Below are 18,894 nucleotides of genomic sequence, written 5' to 3' on the forward strand. Positions count from 1 at the left end.
ATGCTTCGGAACAACGGTCGCCGAACATACACGGCGGAACGCGAATTGTGCGCGCCGCCGACGGAACGGCAGGGAGCCCGGACGACCATCGCCGCCCGGGCTCCCGTGTGTCGGGCCGGACCAGGGGCCGGCCGCGCGGGTCGAAGGCTAGTACATGCCTCCGCCCATGCCCTCCATGCCGGCGCCGGCACCGGCGGGCGCCTTCTCCTCTTCGGGCTGCTCGACCACCACGGCCTCGGTGGTCAGCATCAGGCCCGCGATCGAAGCGGCGTTCTGCAGCGCCGTGCGCACCACCTTGGTGGGATCGATCACGCCCGCCTTCACCAGGTCCTCGTAGGTGTCGGTCTGGGCGTTGTAGCCCCAGTTGGTGTTCTCGTGCCGCCGGATGTGCTCGACCACGATCGAGCCCTCGGCGCCCGCGTTCTCCGCGATCTGCCGGAGTGGCTCCTCGAGCGCCCGGCGCAGGATCTGCACGCCCACCTGCTCGTCGTGCCGCTCGAGCTCGAGGCCGTTGAGCGCGCCCTGGGCCCTCAGCAGCGCCACGCCGCCACCGGGGACGATGCCTTCCTCGACGGCCGCGCGGGTCGCGTGCAGCGCGTCCTCCACCAGAGCCTTGCGCTCCTTCATCTCGGTCTCGGTGGCCGCGCCCACATGGATGACCGCCACGCCGCCGGCCAGCTTCGCCAGCCGCTCCTGCAGCTTCTCGGTGTCGTAGTCGGAGGTGGACTTGTCGATGGCCACCTTGATCTCGTCGATGCGGCCCTTGATCTGGTCGGCCATCCCGGCCCCGTCGATCACCGTGGTGTTGTCCTTGTCGATCACCACCCGCTTGGCGCTGCCGAGGTCGGAGGAGACGGCGTTCTCGAGCTTGAAGCCGACTTCCTCGGAGATCACCTGGCCGCCGGTCAGGATCGAGATGTCCTGCAGCATGGCCTTGCGCCGGTCGCCGAAGCCGGGCGCCTTGACCGCGCACACCTTGAGCGTTCCGCGCAGCTTGTTCACGACCAGCGTGGCCAGCGCCTCGCCTTCGACGTCCTCGGCGATGATCAGGAGGGGCTTGCCCATCTGCGCGACCTTCTCGAGGATCGGCAGGAGGTCCTTCATCGACGAGATCTTCTTGTCGTGGATGAGGATCATGGGGTCGTCCATCACTGCTTCCATCCGCTCCGGATCGGTGACGAAGTAGGGCGACAGGTAGCCGCGGTCGAACTGCATGCCCTCGACGGTGTCGAGCGTCGTCTTGAGGCCGCGCGCCTCCTCGACCGTGATCACGCCGTCCTTGCCCACCTTCTCCATCGCGTCGGCGATCAACGCGCCGATCTCGTTGTCGTTGTTGGCGGAGATGGAGCCGACCTGGGAAATCTCGCGCTTGCCCTGGGTCTCGACGGAGAGACCCTCGAGCTCGCGCACCACGGACCCGACGGCCTGCTCGATGCCGCGCCGGATGCCCATGGGGTTGGTGCCGGCGGTGACGTTCTTGAGCCCCTCGCCGAAGATGGACTGAGCGAGCACAGTGGCGGTGGTGGTACCGTCACCGGCGACGTCGGAGGTCTTGGTGGCGACCTCCTTCACCATCTGCGCGCCCATGTTCTCGACGCCGTCCTCGAGCTCGACTTCCTTCGCCACCGACACGCCGTCCTTGGTGACCTGCGGGGAGCCGAACTTGCGGTCGAGCACTACGTTGCGGCCCTTGGGGCCCAGGGTGACCTTCACGGCCCTGGCCAGCTTGTCGACGCCGGCCTTGAGGCGCGTGCGGGCATCCACTTCGAATCTGAGATCCTTGGCTGCCATGCTTTGTTTCTCCTCTGTTTAGAGCCGCGGGCGGCGCCCGGCCGCCACCGGCCCGTCGTGTTGCCGTTCGGTTTCTCGGGGGAAGCGGTCAGTCGGTGATGATGGCGAGGATGTCCGACTCGCGGAGGATGAGCAACTCCTCGTCGTCCACCGTGACCTCGGTGCCGCTGTACTTGCCGTACAGGACGGTGTCGCCGACGGAGACGTCGGCCGCGATGCGCGTGCCGTCGTCGGAGAGCTTGCCGGGGCCGACCGCGAGCACGGTGCCCTGCTGGGGCTTCTCCTTCTGGGCGGTGTCCGGGATGTAGAGGCCGCCGCGGGTCTGCTCCGTCTCCTCGGCCGCCTGGACGACGACCCGGTCGGCGAGCGGCTTGATTCTGTTCGCTGCACTCGTTGCCATGCGTGGGTTCTCCTGTGGATGGTGGTCCGAATACAGGTCTTTCCGGCCGGATCTCCGGCGCGAGCGTTTGTTAGCACTCGACGCCAAGGAGTGCTAACGGCCAGAAAGGTACCCTGGGGATAACGGATGTCAACCCTTCCGGAGAGCGCCGGGACACCGGGCTGGACAGGTTCCGCCCCGAGAGGCGACGCGGCGTTATTCGGGAGGCCGGAGCAGCTCCTCCAGCGTATGCACGACTCCGCCCAGGATGACCGTGTGCACGGAGCGGGTCGCGGCGATGTCCTGCAGGGGATCCTCGTCGAGGACGATCAGGTCGGCGAAGGCACCGGGGGTGACCACGCCGAGGCGTCCCTCGTACCCGAGGGCGTCGCCCGACTCCGACGTGGTGGCACGCAGGATGTCGACGGGACGCATGCGGCCGTATCGGACCAGGATCTCCATCTCGGCGTGCAGGCTGAGGCCGCGCGGGATGATGGGCGAGTCGGTGCCCATGATCACCCGGCCCCCGCCCTCGTGCACCCTGCGCGGGAGAGAGGACATGCGTTCGACCATGCGGCGCGCCAGGGCCAGATCGGGAGGGATGCGCGCGCTGGCGGACGCGTCCGGGAAGAAGGTCTCGACGCGCGGGTCGTCGAAGAGGTCGGGCGCCTCGGCGGCGAGCAGGCCATACCCCCCGTAGATGCCGACCGTGGGCGTGAGGGTCATGCCCGAGGCGGCCAGGAGATCGACCGCGTCCGCATAGATCCCGTTGGTCTCGGAGACCTTGGTCGAGTAGCCGCGCCGGCTGGTGCCGCGCACGTGCTCGACCCCGTCGCCTCCGTACGCGACCGCCGGATAAAGTTCGTGCGAGCTGACCGGGATCCCGAGGGCATGCGCCTCGGCGATGGCCCGGCGCTGCACCGGGTCCGAGAGGCGTACGTAGGTCTTGATCATGTCGTGGCCGAGGGTGGCGGCGCGCCCCATCTGCAGCTCGACCTGCGCGCTCGCGCCCAGGGCGGGCGCGTTGGGATAGTAGATGCGGCTGCCGTCGATGGTGCCGCCGGTCCCGAAGATGCGCGGCGCGATGCGCCGGCCGGACTCGCCGGCCTCCTTGGCTTCGGTGAGTTCGTAGCCGTCACAGGCGGGGCAGCGGGTGGCGGTCACCCCCCACGAGAGCCAGAGCCGCCCCTTGGCCTCCCCGTCGGCGAGGCCGCCGTGGGTGTGCATCTCGATCAGGCCGGGCATGACCACCTGCCCGGCGGCGTCCACGACCCGGTCGGCGGTGCGCGCGGGGTCGCGGTCGGCCACCTCGGTGATGACGCCGTCCTCGATGACGATGTCCACGTCGCGGCGGAGCGTCTCGGAACGGCCGTCGAAGAGGGCGCCGGCGCGAACCAGCACCGAGGCCGGAGGCGCCGGGCGCGTCCAGGCGAGGGTGGGCGTGATGTCCTCGGCGGCGCCGGTGAGCACGTCGATGCGGCGCAGGCGGTCGTCGCTCAGGTAGACGAGAGAGCGCGAGTCGCCGGTCCAGGAGGGATCGTCGGCGGCCTCGTTGGTGAGGCGGCGGGGGAGGTCGGCGGTCTCGCCCTCGGGGGTCATGGCGACCGTCCAGAGCACGCCGTCGGAGATGTAGGCGACATGGCGGCCGTCGGGCGACCACGCCGGGCCGTCGTTGGCGCGGCTGCCGACCGACCCGTGCAGGGGCAGGTCGAGGTAGCGGTCGGCGGCCTGGAAGGGGTTGGCGGGCGAGGCGGCCGGCTCCGGGTCGCCGCCCACCCAGGCGGGCAGATCGTGGGTGTGGCCGTGGCCGCGGGGGACGGGGAGGGCGGGCACCGTGGTGGTGGCCGTGCGCAACCCGCGCTCGGCGACCCGGTCAGGTTCACCCGCGGTGGACGCACGCGCCCCTCCGCTCGGAACCGGAAGAGCGTCGGCTCCGGGCATCCCGGCCGCGTCCGCGGTGCGGAGCGGGCGGGCGGGCACCACCAGCGCTCGGTTCACGCCCTCCCGGAAGCGCCCCGAGTAGGGCGAGAGCGCGGAGACCAGCACGGAGGCGCCGTCGGGCGACCAGGAGGGCCGCCCCGCCCCGTTCAACCCGGCACGCAGCGTCTCCACCGTCCCGGTCGCCAGATCGACCACCTGCACCGCCGTCCCGGCCGCCGATCCCACGAAGGCGATACGGCTCCCGTCCGGCGACCAGGCCGGCATGGTGGCGGCGGCGCCCTCGGTCACCCGGCGGTCGCTCCCCGCCCCGAGGTCGCGCACGTACAGGTCGAGCGACCCGTCCCGGTCGGAGGCGAACGCCAGGCGGCCGCCATCGGGCGACCACGCGGGATCGGCCTCGATCCAGGGATCGTCGGTGAGGCGCGCCGCTTCCCCGCCGATGGTGTGCAGCCAGAGGTCGCCCAGCGCGGAAAACGCCACCTGCGTCCCGTCGGGCGAGACCGCCGGCGATACGATGCCGCGCACCTGGAACGGGCCGGACGCCCGCAGATCGCGCGGCCGCCTCGGGTAGCCGGTCCGGTCCAGAGCCACCGTTGCCGAGAACGCCACGTCCCGCCGGCCGCTGCCGTCGCCCCGGCGCCACCGCACCAGCCCGTCCCCGGTATGGTACAGATCCCCGTCCGCCGTCCATGATGCCCGGAACGGAAAGACATCCTCTTCCTCGCCGGTAAGGGTACGCGGTTCGCCTCCGCTCACCGCCACCGCGTACAGGCGCGACCGCCCTTCCCCTATCGAGTTGAACGAGAGCGTCCCGCCGTCCGTGCTCCACGAAGGCGCATTCAACTCACCCCCATCCCCTTCCGCGACCCTTCGCGGCCCGCCGTCTCCGGCCACGACCCCGGGTCCCCCGCTTTCGGTCACCCAGATCCCGGACCGATCCCCATCCGCCGCGAAGGCGACCTCCCCGCCATCCGGAGAAAACGCGGGCCCGTATTCGTTGCCGGGCCAGTCCGTCAGGCGCTCGAGTCCCCCGCCGTCCAGTCCCGTCACCCACACGTCGTAGCTCCCGCCCCGGTCCGACGAAAACGCGAGGCGGCCGCCGTCCGGCGACCAGTGCGGCTCGCGGTGGTCGAACCGGCCGCGCGTGTGCTGGCGCAACTCCGTCCCGTCCGTGCCCACGCTCCAGATGTGGTAGTTGCCGTCCCAATACGCCTGGAAGGCGATGCGGCTTCCGTCCGGCGACCATGCCGGCTGGCGCGCATCCCCCACGGGATCGGTGAGGGCCGTTGCGGCTCCCCCGATGGCGGGCATCACCCAGATGCGGCCCAACAAATCGAGCGCGAGCGTGCTCTCGTCCGGCGAGAGGGCGACGGCCACGTTGGTGCCCTCCGAAATCGTGACCTCGATCGTTCTCGCGGGGTCGCCCGCGGACGGGGTCTGCGCACCGGCCGGGACGTGAGCGGCCCCGGCGGCGCAACCGATCGCAACCACGACGGCAAGGTATCTCGACACTATATTCTCCTGGCTGAATCATCGCCGGCTTCAATGATACTCACGCATTTCCACGTTCGTCCATCGCCCGCACGCGGGCCGCGCGCAGCTCGGACAATGGAACCGCAGGACCTCCCCAGGCCAGGCGTCCCCGGAGTGTGACGATCATGGAGCGCCACCAACTCCAGGCGATGACCGCACTGGCCACCGGAAGCGCCAGTCCGCTCCACCAGCGGAAGCGGGAAACTCTGGCGATGCATATGGCGAACCCCCAGGCAATCATCGCGGAAGCGGCGAACAGCGCAGCGACGAAAGCGTCCACGGGGACGAGCGCGATACCCAGCACGACGGGCGCAATCCCGGTCCACAGCAGTCCGGCCGTCTGCACGAGGACGGCCGCGATCCGGTAGTCCCTGAACGCGAAGAGGTTCTTCTCCGTCCCCCGGATCAGACTCCGGACGTCCGGATACCACTCGCACCGCACGCTGGATTCGGCCCGGACGAGGTCCGAACGGTGGCCGGTCAGCTTCACCAGTCGGCCCAGTTGATAGTCCTCGTCGGGACGCAGGGCCACCTGCCTGTGTCCTCCGATGGCGCGGTAGGAGTCCGTCCGGAACAGGTTGTAGGCACCCACGCCGAAAGAGGCCGTGCTCCGTGGGTCGCGAACCTGCCACAGCCTCGCCGTGACGTGCGCGCCCCAGTGGAACACGATCATGCAGGCCTGCAGCATGGGACTTCGCATCTCCAGCGCGGGCAGGACGGCGACATGGTCCAGCCTGCTTCTCAGGAGATGGCGCACCCCGCGCCTCACCGCCTCGCGGCCGAACACCACGTCCCCGTCGGTAAAGAGAAGCAGGTCCCCCCTGGCCGCCAGCGCCCCGCGCCAGGACGCGTGGTTCTTCCCGAACCATCCCGCGGGCAATTCCTCGACGTGGAGCACCCTGAGGCGGTCGTCTTGCGCGCTCAGCCGATCCGCGATCTCGCCGGTGCGGTCCTGCGAACGGTCGTCGACGAAGATGACCTCGTAGTCCGGATAGTCGAGGGCGAGCAGCGACGTGAGCGCCTGTTCCACGCGCGCTTCCTCGTTCCGGGCGGCCACCACCACCGACAGCCGGGGGAGAGGCGGATCGCCGTCGCGGGCGTCTCCGATCCGTTCGAGGCGGGCGACGTGCCGGTAGCTGTACAGGGTTACGAGCGTCATGGCCACCCAGACAGCCAGGGTGGCGGCGGCGACGATGAGCATGGCGGTCAATGTCGCCCGGGCTTCTCGTCAATCAGGGCCAGGAGAGGCGGATCCGCCGGCGCCGCGGGCGCGCGCGTCTTCTTTCAGCGCCAGCCGCAACTCACGCCCCATGGGAGTGAGCCGATACCTCTGTCTGCCGCTCGTGGGCTTGTCCGGGATCGTCATCTCGATGAGCCCGGCGTCGAGCGCCGGCCGCAGGTAGTTGACCACCAGGTTGCTCCGGTTCCTGAGGCCGAGGCGCTGGAGAATCTGCACCCGGGATCGATCGCGATCCAGAACTCGTACCAGATCCCTGACCTGGACCGTGGTCATGCGCTCCCAAACCGGCGTGGGATCCGTGTGTCGGTCAGGGCCTTTCGTCCCTGCATCCTGCGGGTTGAACAGGCTTGCCTGCATGGCGGCGAAGTCGTCGTCGTCGATGCCCGAGGGCTGGAGCCGGATGGCGGGCGGGCGCCGGAAGCTTGTGGTGACTTCGGTTCCGGAAGACTCGATCCGAGGCTCCAGGACCCCGTACTCCCGGCAGAGCGACTTCATGCGCTGGATGCCGGTGCCCATTCCTCCAACCAGGCCCATGCGGGCGAGCATGCTGTAGAGCAGCGGATTGCGGGGAACGCTCCTGGTTCCCAGATCGCCCTCGTTCATGCCCTCGGGCAGCCCTCCGGGGCTGGCGATCACCACGCGGTCCTTGAAGACACGTACCTGCACGTGGTTGCGGGAACGGTAGTCACGGTGGGCGATCGCGTTCGCGAGCGCCTCGCGCAAGGCCTCTTCGGGGAGCTCGGGACGGCGCCTGGCGTCTTCACGCCAGATCGTGAACTGGACGTCGATTCTGCGCAGAACCCACGCCAGCACTTCGTCCGCGATGTCGGGCAGCGAGCCGTGAAAGTCCTGCCGTTCGAGGCTTCCCGCCTCCTCGGTCCCCCGAAAGAGAGCACAGGATACGTGCGCGCGCTCGGTGAACTGGCGGATGTCCCGGGCGAGCAGCCACGCGCCGGCGTACGTCATCCGGTCCTCGTTGTCGACGAGGCCGAGGTTGCGCAGCGCCAGCATCGCGTGCATGGCTTCCGGAATCTTCACCCGACCGATGAACCGCTCCCAGACGTCGGCCTTGAGATGAGCCTCCATCGAAAAAGCCTCACAGGGCTCCTTGTCGAAGTGAGCGCGTCCGACGGCGTAGTAGAGATCCTTGATCTCCGCATTCGTCAGTCGCCTGCTGCTGCTCCCCTCGCGCACGAAGGCGCGCCATCCGATGGAATAGGGCTTGTTCTTCTGGGGCGGGACGGTCACGCGCATCACTTCGCCCACGCTCTCGACCTCCACCACGATCGGCGGGTCCCCCGACCGGGCAACGGTGAGCACCTTGACGCGCGTCCGGCGGTGGTTCCCTACGCCCACCACCTCCCCGGACTTGGACACCCCGAGCAGGACGATCCCACCGTCTCCGTTCGCGAACGCGCACAGCTCCCTGCCGAAGTCTCGCCCGAGCGAACGTTGGAACTCGACCTCGGGGCTCTCGCCGCCGGCGATCAGGTCGAGGAGCTCCTGCCGCGTCAACGGGAAGCCAGCTGTCCCGGGCACGCCCGCCGGGACATCACATCCTGTATGCTCACTTGTATCATGATGGCTCTAAGGGCTTGCGCGCGCGGACGGCGTTGTCAAGGGTCCGCGCCGCTTCCCCCAGCCGATGACCCGAGCACCGTGATGGTCGCGGTGCCGACGTAGTTCGCGCCCCCGCGGGTCGCTTGGGCCTTGATGTTTCCGGTTCCCGGCCCCACGGCCGTCACCAGGCCGGTGTCGTCCACCGTCGCCGCCGTCGGGTTGGATGTCGACCAGAGATAGTCGGTGTCTTCGACCTCATGTCCGTTCGCGTCGAGCGCGACGGCGGTCAGGCGTAGCATGTCGCCGACCGCTAGGGTGTCGACCTCCGGGGTGACGCGCACCTCCGTCGCAAGCTGCGCGACGGTGACGCCCGCGGAATCGAGCAGCTCCGCGGCGGTCGCGAACACGTCCGTGCTGCCGGTGCGCACCGCGGTGATCAGCCCCATCGCATCGACCGTCACGACGGCGTCGTTTTGGGAAACCCAGCTTACGGCCATGGCCGGGCCGGGGTGGCCGTTGGCGTCCACACCGCTCGTGACCAGGCGGATGGTATCGCCGAGCGAGAAGAGCGTCGTTGCGGCCGGCACCACGTCCATCTCGACCATCACCTGCGAGACGGTGACCGCGGCGGCCCCACTCGCGGCGCCCGCTTGAGCGGTGATGCTCGCAGTGCCGTTTCCGGCCGCGGTGACCAGGCCGCTGGAATCGACCGTGGCGACGGCCTCGTCTCCCGAGGACCAAGCAACGGTTGCGTCTTCGACGGCATTGTCGTTCGCGTCGAACGGCGCGGCTGTGAGCTGCAGGGAATCGCCGAGGGACAAGAATTCCACGGAAGCCGGTGAGACGCCGACGCGTGCCGTCCGCTGGGCGACGGTGACGGAGGCGGTACCGGCCGCGCTGCCGGAGGTGGCCGTGACGGTGGCGCTTCCGTTCGCAACCGCGGTGACCAGTCCACCGGCGCTCACGCTCGCTACCGAGTTGTCGCTGGTCGTCCAGCTGACGGGCGCCCCCGCCATCGTCTGGCTGTTCTGGTCGACGACGGCCGCAGTCAACTGGAGCGTCTCGCCGAATGAGGAGAAGTCGAGGGCGGCCGGCGAGATGCTGACGGTTGTGGCGACGGGAGGCTCCGGAGGCCCGGTCGGCGCCGCCTCGTCATCGCCGACGCAGGCGACGATCAGAGCCAGCGCCAGGGTGGGCCATGCAACGGTGCGAGCGGGCGCGGCCCGCCACGGCTCAGGTCTCCTCATGGCCTTCTCTCCCGGTTACAGGACGGGCTCGGGGTCGTGGGTCGTGCCACCATGCATACCCCCGCAAGTCGGGCTTCGTGCGGCTCCGGTTCGCGCCGGGCTACATGGATGCTCCGTCAGATCAGCGCTACCCCGAGTGTTCCGCCACATACTCGCCCGCCAGCTCCAGCCCGATCAGCGTGAGCAGCGGGTCCACGTGGTCGAAGGCGGGCACGTGCTTCGCCACCAGCGGAGAGAAGCCGCCGGTGCCCACGACCATGGGATCGGCAGCGTCCCATTCCGCTCGAACTCGCTCGATCATCCCCGCGATCGCGTCCATGGTGGTGAAGAAGATGCCGGAGTGGATGCAGGATTCGGTGCGTTTGCCGATCACCCGCTTCGGGGGAATGAACTCCACGGGCGGAAGCTTGGCGGTCCGGGCCGCGAGCCACTCCTTGCCGGACATGAGGCCCGGCGCGATGACACCCCCCTGGAAGCGGCCATCGGCGGTGATGCAGTCGTAAGTGGTGGCGGTGCCCAGGTCGACGACGATGCAGTCGCGCCCGAAGAGCCGGGAAGCGGCCATGGTGTTGGCGACGCGGTCGGCGCCCACGGTGCGCGGCTCCTCCACGTCGAGGACGATGGGCAGGGGTGTGGACGCGTCGATGACCACCAGCTCCGCGGAACCAAGCCGGGCCGCGGCTTCCCGCAGGACATCGGAGGCGGAGGGGACCACCGAGCCCAGCACCACGCGGGTCAGGGCGCCGGGATCGCAGCCGTCCGAGCGGAGGAGCGCGCCGAGCAGCAGCACGTATTCGTCGGGGGTGCGCGGCACGTGGGTGCTCACCCGCCAGCGGCCCGCGACCCCTTCCTCGCCGGGGACGAAGAGCGCGAGCACGGTTTCGGTATTGCCCACATCCATTACCAGATGCATGTCGTGGTTCCTCGGGTGGATGCCTACGGATCCGGCAACAGCCTCACGCTGCCGGAACGAATCTCGCGCCTCGCGCCTCCGGATTCCTCGAAAAGGAGCGCCCCCGCCGAGCTGATCCCGCGGGCCGTTCCGGTCTCGCCGCTCCCCAGAACGACGCCGCGGCCCCCGAAGGCATCGCGCCAGGTGAGCTCCCGGTGCAGCGCTCCCTCGAGCCGGGCCGCTTCCGGGGTCAACAGCTCCCGCATCCGCGCGAGCAGCGCACCCGCCAGGGCGGGCCTCGACAGGGAGGTTGCGCTCATCATGCACAGCGACCCGGCGCGGCCGCGGAGTTCCGGCGGGAAGTCCGCCGCGCGCTGCGAGGTATTGATGCCCGTTCCGATCGCCATGCCCCGGCCCCCGGCACCGTCGTCCCATGATTCGCACAGGATGCCGCCGACCTTGCGGCCCGCCACGACAAGATCGTTCGGCCACTCGATCTCCGCCCGCAAGTCCGGACAGACTTCCTCGATCGCGCGCGCGGCCGCGATTCCGACCAGGAGCGGGACGATGGGATGTCCGGATGGGCGCCTCGCGAGCACCACGGTCATCCACAGCCCGGAGCCGGGCGGCGACAGCCAACGCCGCCCTTCCCGCCCCCGCCCCCGGGTCTGTTCGTCAGCGATGACCACCGAAAACGTTGGCGCGCCCCCGCGCGCGATGCGGCGGGCGCGGTCGTTGGTCGAGCCGAGGCGGCGGTGCACTTCGAGGAGCGGCAAGCCCCACCGCTCCGCCCAGCGGGCGACCGGTTCGCCCTGCCAGATCCGGGAGCCGCGGTCGCCGGAACGCCGGACCGGCCTGCCGCCACGCATGGCTCCGCCGCCTACCCGATCCACAGGTACCCGAGGAAGAGCAGCCCCAGAACCCAGGGGTACGGGGCGAAGCGGTGGAACGAACGGGCGCGCAGCGCGGCCAGGAAGATCCTGATGGCAACCAGACCGGTCGTGGCGGCCGCCACCGCCCCGAATGCGAGCGGCGCGGTGCCGAGGGCCGGCGCCGTGGCCCCGGCGTCCACGAGCTGAAGGAGGGCGGCTCCGAGTATGGCGGGCACAGACATCAGGAACGAGAACTCGGCCGCGTCGTCGGACTCGACGCCCAGCCAGAGGGCCGCCACCACAGTGGAACCCGAGCGCGAGATGCCCGGAAGGAGCGCGAATGCCTGGGCGACCCCGATGAGCATCGCGACGCCCAGCCCGCGCGCGCCCGGGAACGGTGCAGGCTGCGGCGTCGCGCGCCGCATCGCCGCGCGTGCGCTCCACAGCACCCCGCCCGTGACCAGGAACGCCACGCCCGCCGCGGCCGGCGTCTCGAACGCCGCCTCCACGACATCCCCCAGGAGAAAATAGACCGCTGCCGCCGGCACGTTGGCGAGGGCGATGAGCCCGATGTAGCGCCACGTCCCGGGGTCCAGCCGGACCGACCCGAGGATGAGCGCACCCACGCGCCGCCGGTATGCGACCAGCACCGACACCAGCGTCGCGAAGTGCACGGCGACCTCGAAGGCAACACCGGGAAGTTCGATTCCGAGCAGCGCCTGGCCGACGACCAGGTGCCCTGAACTGGAGACCGGGAGGAACTCGGTCAACCCCTGGACCACACCCAGCAGGACGGCTTCCCAGACGCTCACCGGTCCCGCGTCTCACGGCCGGCGCCGCCCCGCGCCCGCCAGGCCCCCAGCACCTCGGCGCATTGAGTTTCAAGCGGCTTCAGGCCATCGATTCTGACTGCGTCCGGGGGCAACTGGTTGCGGAACCAGGTGAGCTGCCGGCGGGCGTAGCCACGGGTTGCGCGCCGGGTCGCGTCCAGAGCCTCCTCGAGGCCAAGACGTCCCTCCAGGTGTCCGAGGATCTCGCGATAGCCTGTGCCGGACATCCCGGGATCGTCCGCCCCGTAGCCGCGAGCCGCGAGGACTCGGACTTCTTCGATCATTCCCCGCTCGGCCATCGTGCTCACGCGCTCGTTGATCCGGCCGTAGAGTTCGTCGCGCGGAAGTTCCAGCACCACGACCATGCCCTCGGCGGCCGGAGCGTTCGCCTGCGCGGTTCGGTGCCACCACGACAGCGGGCGGCCCGTGAGCAGGGTCACTTCGAGGGTGCGCTCGATGCGCTGGATCCCGCCCGCGACTGCTAGCCGGGCTCGTTCCGGATCCAGCACGCGCACCCAGCGCTCCAGCTCTTCCAGCCCGCGCTGCGCAAGGAAACGGCGCAGGCGCGCCACCCGACCCGGGTCCAGTTTCGGCTCCTCGAAGAGGGGTTCCACGAGAGCCTTCAGAAAGAAGCCGGTGCCTCCCGCCAGTACCGGCACCCGGCCGCGCGCGCGGATTCGGCTCATCCAGCGGACGGCGTCGCGGGCAAACTCGCCGGCGCTGTAGGATTCGTCCGGATCCCGGATGTCGACGCCGTGATGCGGGATGCGGGCGCGGATGCCGCCGGCCACCTTGTCGGTGCCGATATCCATGCCGCGGTAGATCTGTCGCGAGTCCATGGAGATCACCTCGCCGTCCAGCGCCTCGGCGACCGCCAGCGAGAGCGCGGTCTTGCCCGTGGTGGTCGCGCCGATGATGGCGAGGAACTCAGGTGCGGCCAAAGCGGCGCTCCAGCTCCGACAGGGACAGGCGCACGGCGGTCGGACGCCCATGCACGTCGTGATGCGGGAGATCGGTGGCGAAGAGCCGATCGATCAACTCCCGCATCTCCTCCTGCGCCAGCTCCCGGCCGGCCTTGATGGCGCCCTTGCAGGCGAAGGTCATCGCGATGCGCTCGTGCTGGTTGCGGGCGGCGCGCACCAGTTCCGAGCCGTGGGTCAGCTCGCCGATCATCTCGCGCAGACACCGCTCGGCGTCGAAGTATGGATGCGGGTTCGGAACCGCGTGCACGATGATCGAGTTGCCCCCGAACCCGTCGACCTCGAAGCCCGCCCGGGCGAACATGCCAAACAGCGGCTCGACGTGCTGGTATTCGGCCGGCGGCAGGGTCAGGGTGATCGGGAACAGCAGGCGCTGGCCGGGCTGCCCGCCCTTGCCGAAGGCCTCCATCAGCTCCTGGAAGAGGATGCGTTCGTGGGCGGAGTGCTGGTCGATCATCATCATCCCACCGCGCACTTCGACGAGGATGTAGGTCCCGTGAAGCTGCCAGAGGCGCGCGGGTTCCACGGGAACTTCCTCGGCCGGAGCGAGCGGCCTGGCTGCATCGGCGGCCGCGGGCGCCCCGCTGGCGAAGAGCGCGATCTGCGCTTTGGCGGATTCGGAGGATGGGTCGGACGACCGGTCCGCCGTCCCGGGAGCGTACTTCGCCGACTCGCGCACCCTGGCCGTGCCTGCGCCATCGCCAACCGGCGGAGCGGAGGACGGGCTCGATTCCGGCGCCGGGTTCTGCGCGCCCGAAGCCGTGTCGTGGGACTCGCCGGGAGCGTCGAGCGTGGCGGCGCTTTCCTCACCCGCGAGCGCGCGCCGGATTTCGTCCTCGATGAAGCCTTCCACAGCGGTCCGGTCGCGGAAGCGCACCTCCAGCTTGGCCGGGTGCACGTTCACGTCGACCTCACCGGCAGGGAGGTCGAGGTAGAGAAAGAACCAGGGGCGCACGGCCTCCCGAATGGTGGTGCGGTAGGCCCGGCGTACCGTGTCCCTCAGGCCCTTGTCCCGGAACGGTCGGCCGCCCACGAAAAGGTAGGTGCGGCGCGGGCCGGGACGTGCCTGGTCGGGGCGCTGGAGGAGGCCGCCAACCCGGCCGACCTTCCCCGTCCCCGCGAACCCGAACATGGAGGCGCGGGCGTCTCTGCCCCACAGCCGGCCGACCCGGCGCGCGGGGCCGGGGTCTGCCGGCAGATCAATCAGCGTGCGCCCGTCGGAGGTGAGGGTGAACGCGACCTCGGGATGGGCCAGGGCGAGCGACGTGAGTTCGGCGGCCACCACCCGGGTTTCCGCGGATCCGCTCTTCAGAAAGCGTCTGCGCGCGGGCGCGTTGAAGAAGAGGTTGGCCGCCTCCAGGGTGGTGCCGCGGGCGCGCGCGTGATCGTCGACGCTGGTGATGGTCCCGCCGGTCGCCCGAATGCGGGTGCCCGCGCGCGACTCGTCGCAGGTCTCGAGCGTCAGCCGCGTTACCGCCGCGATCGAGGGCAGCGCCTCGCCGCGGAATCCGAAGCTCGCGACCCCGCGCAGCTCGCGGGCGTTCGTGATCTTGCTGGTGGCGTGGCGCTCGAGGCACATGATCGCATCCTGGCGCCCCATGCCGGCCCCGTCGTCGATCACGCGGATGCGCTGCCTCCCGCCCCGCTCCACCTCGACCCGGATGTGCGCGGCGCCGGCGTCCAGGGCATTCTCGACAAGCTCCTTCACGACCGACGCCGGACGCTCGACGACCTCGCCGGCGGCGATCTGGTTCGCCACCGAGTCCGGAAGCACCTGGATGGGGCGGGCGGGCGGCGTCACTGCGCGGCCGACGAGTGCTCGACGCGGCCCTCTGCTTGCGCGGGTTGCAGGCCGAAGAATCGGAGGGCGTTGCGGGCGGTGTAGCGCTCCACCTCTTCCGGGCTCTCACCCCGCACATCCGCCACGCCGTCCCGCACCCGCGCCACCCAGGCGGGCTCGTTGCGCCGGCCCCGATGCGGCACGGGCGCCAGGTAGGGCGAGTCGGTCTCGATCATGAGACGGTCCGAGGGCACCGCCCGCAGAGCTTCCTGGCCGTCGAAGTTCCTGAAGGTGACGAGCCCGGTGAACGAGATGTGCCAGCCGGCGTCGAGCGCTTCTTCGAGCAGCCGCATCCCGCCGGTGAAGCAGTGGAGCACCCCTCGTGCCGCGCCCCTGAACTCATCGATCACCGCGCGGGTGTCGTCATCCGCCGACCGCGAGTGCACCACCAGCGGCAGCCCGGTCTCGGCTGCCAGGCGGGCATGGGCGCGGAACAGGTCGCGCTGGCGGTCGCGCGGACAGAAGTCGTAGTGGTAGTCCAGGCCGGTCTCGCCGACCGCGACAAGGCGCGAGGAGGCATCCAGCAGTTCCGCCACCCGCCGCACGTCGTCCGGGCCGGCCCGTCCCGCCTCGTGGGGATGTACGCCCGCCGTCCCCCACACCAGCCGGTGCGCCCGCGTGAGCTCCGCCACCCGCTCCGCGTCCGTCACCGAGGATGCGATGGAGACGATCGCCCCCACCCCGGCGGCGCGCGCCCGCTCGATGGTCTCGACCCGGTCGGCGTCGAAGCGCCGGTCGGTCAGATGGCAGTGGGATTCGAACAGCATCGTGGTCGTGGACCCGGCGGGCCTTGCGACTGCACACGCAGGGCCGGGAATCCGGGATATGGTGGCCGGCACATCCGCAGGCCCGGCCTCGCCGGCTCAGGCGCGAGCGCCAGCGACCTTCCGCCCTTTCCTGCCTCGCTTCTTTCTCTTCCCGGGCCGCCGAGACGGCGGGGTTCTGCCCACCGGCCCTCTCGGGCCTCCGCGCTGCGCTTCGACCAGATCCTTCGTGCCCCAGCGCCTCTGGATCTCCAGCAGCGCCGGCGAGGCGACGAAGATCGAGGAGTAGGTCCCGACCAGGACCCCGAGAATCAACACGGTGGTGAAGTCGCGGATCACCGCGCCCCCGAAGATGAGCAGAGCCATCAGCACCCCGAGCGTCGTGCCGGAGGTGAGCACCGTCCTCGGAAGGGTCTCGTTGATCGACCGGTTGACGAGCGCCACCGGGTCCTCGCGGCGGCCGCCCTTCGCGTTCAGGTTCTCCCGCACCCGGTCGAATACTACGATCGTGTCGTTGAGCGAATACCCGATGATGGTCAGAATGGCCGCCACCGTCGGAAGTGCGATCTCGACCCGGAAGAGCGCCAGGAAGCCCAGCGTGATGAGGCTGTCGTGGACGGTCGCGATGACAGCCGCCACGCCGAAGCGGAATTCGAAGCGGATGGCCAGATAGATGAGGGTCAGTGCGAACGAGAACAGGATCGCGAGCGCCGCCTTCTGCTGGAGTTCCGCGCCGATCTTGGGGCCAACCAGTTCGGTGCGGACCACCTCGATATCGCTATTCGGGAAGGCGCCCTGGATCTGCCCGCGTATCTCCAGCGCCACCGCCTCCACCTCCCGGTCCTCGGCCAGCGGGGCGCGGATCACGAACTCGTTTCCTTCGTTGCCGATGCTGGTGATTGGAGGGGCCTGGGCGCCGCCCAGCGCGGACCGCAGCTCCGCGGCGTCCATCGTCTCGTCGAAGCGCACCTGCACCAGCGAGCCGCCCGTGAAGTCCACGCCGTAGTTCTGCCAGCTGCCGATGACCACAATGTTCGCCACCATCGACGCCAGCGCGATGACGAGTACCACGGCCGAGAAGACGTAGGCCTTCCTGCGCGCCTCGATGAAGCGGTATCGCGCGTTTCCGAAGAGTCTCATGATTCAGATGGTCTCGCGATTCAGATGCTGATGGGATCCGTGGCCCTCTTCCGGGACAGGTACATGAAGAAAAAGCTGCGCGTCACGTAGAGCGCGGTGAAGAAGGAAGCCAGAATCCCGATGGAGAGCGTGACGGCGAAGCCGCGCACGGGCCCGGTGCCGAACTGGAACAGGATCAGCGCCGTGATCAGGGTCGTGAGGTTGGCGTCCACGATCGCCGACAAGGCGTTGCCGAAGCCGTCCTCGACCGCGGTGCGCACGGCCCTTCCGGCATCAAGTTCCTCCCGGATGCGTTCGAAGATGAGCACGTTGGCATCCACCGCCATGCCGACCGAGAGGATGAGCCCCGCGATGCCCGGCACGGTCAGCGTCGCCCCGAACATGGCCAGGCCGCCCAGCACCAGGACCACGTACACGCCCAGTGCGAACACCGAGAGGATGCCGGCAACGCGGTAGTAGGTGCACATGATCAGGACCACCAGAACGAGACCGATCATCCCGGCTATGCGCCCCTGGTCCACCGAGTCCTGACCGAGGGAGGGGCCGACCGTGCGCTCTTCCATGATGCGCAGCGGAGCGGGCAGGGCGCCGGCGCGCAGCACCAGGGCGAGGTCGCTCGCCTCCTGCAGGGTCGAGCCGCCGAGCTCGATCTGACCGCGCGCGCCGATGCGGTCGCGGATGACCGGGGCGCTCACCACCTCGCCGTCGAGCACGATGGCGAGGAACTCGCCGACGTTCTGCCCGGTCACTTCGGCGAAGCGGCGGCCTCCCCGGCGGGACAGCTCGAACTGCACCTGCGGCGTATTGAACTGTTGATCGCGCGCGGAAACCGCGTTCTCGAGCATCTGGCCGGTAATGAAGGCGTCCTCGTTCAGGACATACAGCTGGCGATAGATCCTGCCGGTGAGGCCGACGGGATCCATGCCCCACTGGAGGGAAATGTCGCGCGGCATGGCGCGCTGGACCTCCGGGATGCTCAGGAACAGCTCCGCCGCCTCCACGTCCTCTTCTGCCACCAGGTAGACGCCGTCCTCGCTGCCCTGGTTGAGGAGCGCGGTGAACGGGCTCAAGACGGCGGAATCGTCCTCCGCGGCCTCGGCAGCGTCATCCTGGGCGACCTGCTCGCCCTCCGCATCCACGGCGGCATCCTCCCCGGCCTCGGCTCCGCCTTCCTCGGCTGCCGCGGAATCTCCTTCTTCCGACGCGGCGCCGAAGAGCAGTTCCTCGATCGAGGATGTCGGGGCCTGCACGTCGCGGCCAAGGCTGCTCAGCGAATCGGCCCCCAGGGTTGCGACGATCACGCGGTCGATGCGCGGAAGATCGGGGGCGAAATCCACCCACGAGCGCACCAGCTTGAACTCGAGGAAGGCGGCGCGCCGGATGACGTCCTTGGCCTGATTCTCGTCGCTGATGCCCGCGAGTTCGACGATGATGCGGTCGCTGCCCACCTTCTGGATGAGCGGCTCCTCGACCCCGAGTTCGTCGATGCGCGTGCGCAGGACCGTCTCGGCGCGGTCGATGGCGTCGGCGCGCGCCTCGTCGGTGAGGGTGCCGTCCGGGTCGTCGATCTCGACCACCAGGTGCATGCCGCCCTGCAGATCGAGTCCCAGCTTCAGGCCGTTGGCGTAGATGTAGTAGCCGCAGATCCCGAGGATCACGGCGATGAAGATGATCCGGCCACGAAGAGACTTCAGCATGGTGCCACCGCTGGCTCCGGGAGGGTTTCGCGGGTGTGATCCGGCTCGCGTACCGCCCGGGGGGACCTCCTCTGAACCCTCGAGGCTCCTTCCCGCGAGCGGGATGGGTAGCTATGTAAGCTCGCCAAGCGCCAAACCGGTGTCAATCTGACGCGAACCGGCGCGAGAGGGGGCGCAAGCCCCCTTCG

Annotated in this window: 14 protein-coding genes; all 14 read right to left on the reverse strand. The window is 69.8% G+C overall.

Features of this window, described 5'->3' with window-relative positions; translation table 11 throughout:
* Window positions 1-147 precede the first annotated feature (147 nt).
* Entirely contained in the window at window positions 148-1,791 is a 1,644-nt protein-coding gene (gene groL / locus OXU32_09690) for a chaperonin GroEL (protein ID MDE0074220.1), read from the reverse strand.
* 88 nt (window positions 1,792-1,879) lie between these two features.
* Window positions 1,880-2,191, reverse strand: coding sequence for a co-chaperone GroES (groES, locus tag OXU32_09695; protein MDE0074221.1), 312 nt, complete (start codon window positions 2,189-2,191; stop codon window positions 1,880-1,882).
* Window positions 2,192-2,386: 195 nt separating this feature from the next.
* The gene (locus OXU32_09700) at window positions 2,387-5,623 is read right to left on the reverse strand and encodes an amidohydrolase family protein (GenBank protein ID MDE0074222.1); all 3,237 of its coding nucleotides are present in this window, start codon (window positions 5,621-5,623) and stop codon (window positions 2,387-2,389) included.
* A gap of 40 nt (window positions 5,624-5,663) precedes the next feature.
* Window positions 5,664-6,845: a glycosyltransferase gene (locus OXU32_09705; protein MDE0074223.1), complete on the reverse strand. Its 1,182-nt coding sequence runs from the start codon at window positions 6,843-6,845 to the stop codon at window positions 5,664-5,666.
* A gap of 27 nt (window positions 6,846-6,872) precedes the next feature.
* Window positions 6,873-8,423, reverse strand: coding sequence for a putative DNA binding domain-containing protein (locus tag OXU32_09710; protein MDE0074224.1), 1,551 nt, complete (start codon window positions 8,421-8,423; stop codon window positions 6,873-6,875).
* A gap of 77 nt (window positions 8,424-8,500) precedes the next feature.
* Window positions 8,501-9,691, reverse strand: a complete 1,191-nt coding sequence (locus OXU32_09715; GenBank protein MDE0074225.1) for an Ig-like domain-containing protein — start codon at window positions 9,689-9,691, stop codon at window positions 8,501-8,503.
* Window positions 9,692-9,818: 127 nt separating this feature from the next.
* On the reverse strand, window positions 9,819-10,604 hold the full coding sequence (locus tag OXU32_09720) for a type III pantothenate kinase (protein MDE0074226.1): 786 nt from the start codon (window positions 10,602-10,604) through the stop codon (window positions 9,819-9,821).
* A 23-nt stretch (window positions 10,605-10,627) separates the two neighbouring features.
* Entirely contained in the window at window positions 10,628-11,452 is an 825-nt protein-coding gene (locus OXU32_09725; GenBank protein ID MDE0074227.1) for a biotin--[acetyl-CoA-carboxylase] ligase, read from the reverse strand.
* An 11-nt stretch (window positions 11,453-11,463) separates the two neighbouring features.
* Window positions 11,464-12,267, reverse strand: coding sequence for an undecaprenyl-diphosphate phosphatase (locus OXU32_09730; GenBank protein ID MDE0074228.1), 804 nt, complete (start codon window positions 12,265-12,267; stop codon window positions 11,464-11,466).
* A complete protein-coding gene (miaA, locus tag OXU32_09735) occupies window positions 12,264-13,226 on the reverse strand; it encodes a tRNA (adenosine(37)-N6)-dimethylallyltransferase MiaA (GenBank protein MDE0074229.1) in 963 nt (320 codons plus the stop codon). Before miaA ends, OXU32_09730 begins: the two co-directional genes overlap by 4 nt.
* On the reverse strand, window positions 13,213-15,066 hold the full coding sequence (gene mutL, locus OXU32_09740) for a DNA mismatch repair endonuclease MutL (protein MDE0074230.1): 1,854 nt from the start codon (window positions 15,064-15,066) through the stop codon (window positions 13,213-13,215). The genes miaA and mutL overlap by 14 nt, the downstream gene beginning before the upstream one ends.
* The gene (locus OXU32_09745; protein MDE0074231.1) at window positions 15,063-15,872 is read right to left on the reverse strand and encodes a TatD family hydrolase; all 810 of its coding nucleotides are present in this window, start codon (window positions 15,870-15,872) and stop codon (window positions 15,063-15,065) included. Before OXU32_09745 ends, mutL begins: the two co-directional genes overlap by 4 nt.
* 96 nt (window positions 15,873-15,968) lie before the next feature.
* Complete coding sequence (gene secF, locus OXU32_09750; GenBank protein ID MDE0074232.1) at window positions 15,969-17,009, reverse strand: protein translocase subunit SecF; 1,041 nt, start codon at window positions 17,007-17,009, stop codon at window positions 15,969-15,971.
* A 20-nt stretch (window positions 17,010-17,029) separates the two neighbouring features.
* A complete protein-coding gene (gene secD, locus OXU32_09755; GenBank protein ID MDE0074233.1) occupies window positions 17,030-18,706 on the reverse strand; it encodes a protein translocase subunit SecD in 1,677 nt (558 codons plus the stop codon).
* Window positions 18,707-18,894: the final 188 nt, after the last annotated feature.

The organism is Gammaproteobacteria bacterium (assembly GCA_028819075.1).
Taxonomy (GTDB): Bacteria; Gemmatimonadota; Gemmatimonadetes; order Longimicrobiales; family Gaopeijiaceae; genus BD2-11.

Coding starts and splice junctions, on each gene's coding strand:
- OXU32_09720 (MDE0074226.1), bottom strand. CDS start 10,604: ATGCATCTGGTAATGGATGTGGGCAATACCGAAACCGTGCTCGCGCTC.
- OXU32_09725 (MDE0074227.1), bottom strand. CDS start 11,452: ATGCGTGGCGGCAGGCCGGTCCGGCGTTCCGGCGACCGCGGCTCCCGG.
- secD (MDE0074233.1), bottom strand. CDS start 18,706: ATGCTGAAGTCTCTTCGTGGCCGGATCATCTTCATCGCCGTGATCCTC.
- OXU32_09745 (MDE0074231.1), bottom strand. CDS start 15,872: ATGCTGTTCGAATCCCACTGCCATCTGACCGACCGGCGCTTCGACGCC.
- OXU32_09715 (MDE0074225.1), bottom strand. CDS start 9,691: ATGAGGAGACCTGAGCCGTGGCGGGCCGCGCCCGCTCGCACCGTTGCA.
- OXU32_09705 (MDE0074223.1), bottom strand. CDS start 6,845: ATGCTCATCGTCGCCGCCGCCACCCTGGCTGTCTGGGTGGCCATGACG.
- groL (MDE0074220.1), bottom strand. CDS start 1,791: ATGGCAGCCAAGGATCTCAGATTCGAAGTGGATGCCCGCACGCGCCTC.
- secF (MDE0074232.1), bottom strand. CDS start 17,009: ATGAGACTCTTCGGAAACGCGCGATACCGCTTCATCGAGGCGCGCAGG.
- groES (MDE0074221.1), bottom strand. CDS start 2,191: ATGGCAACGAGTGCAGCGAACAGAATCAAGCCGCTCGCCGACCGGGTC.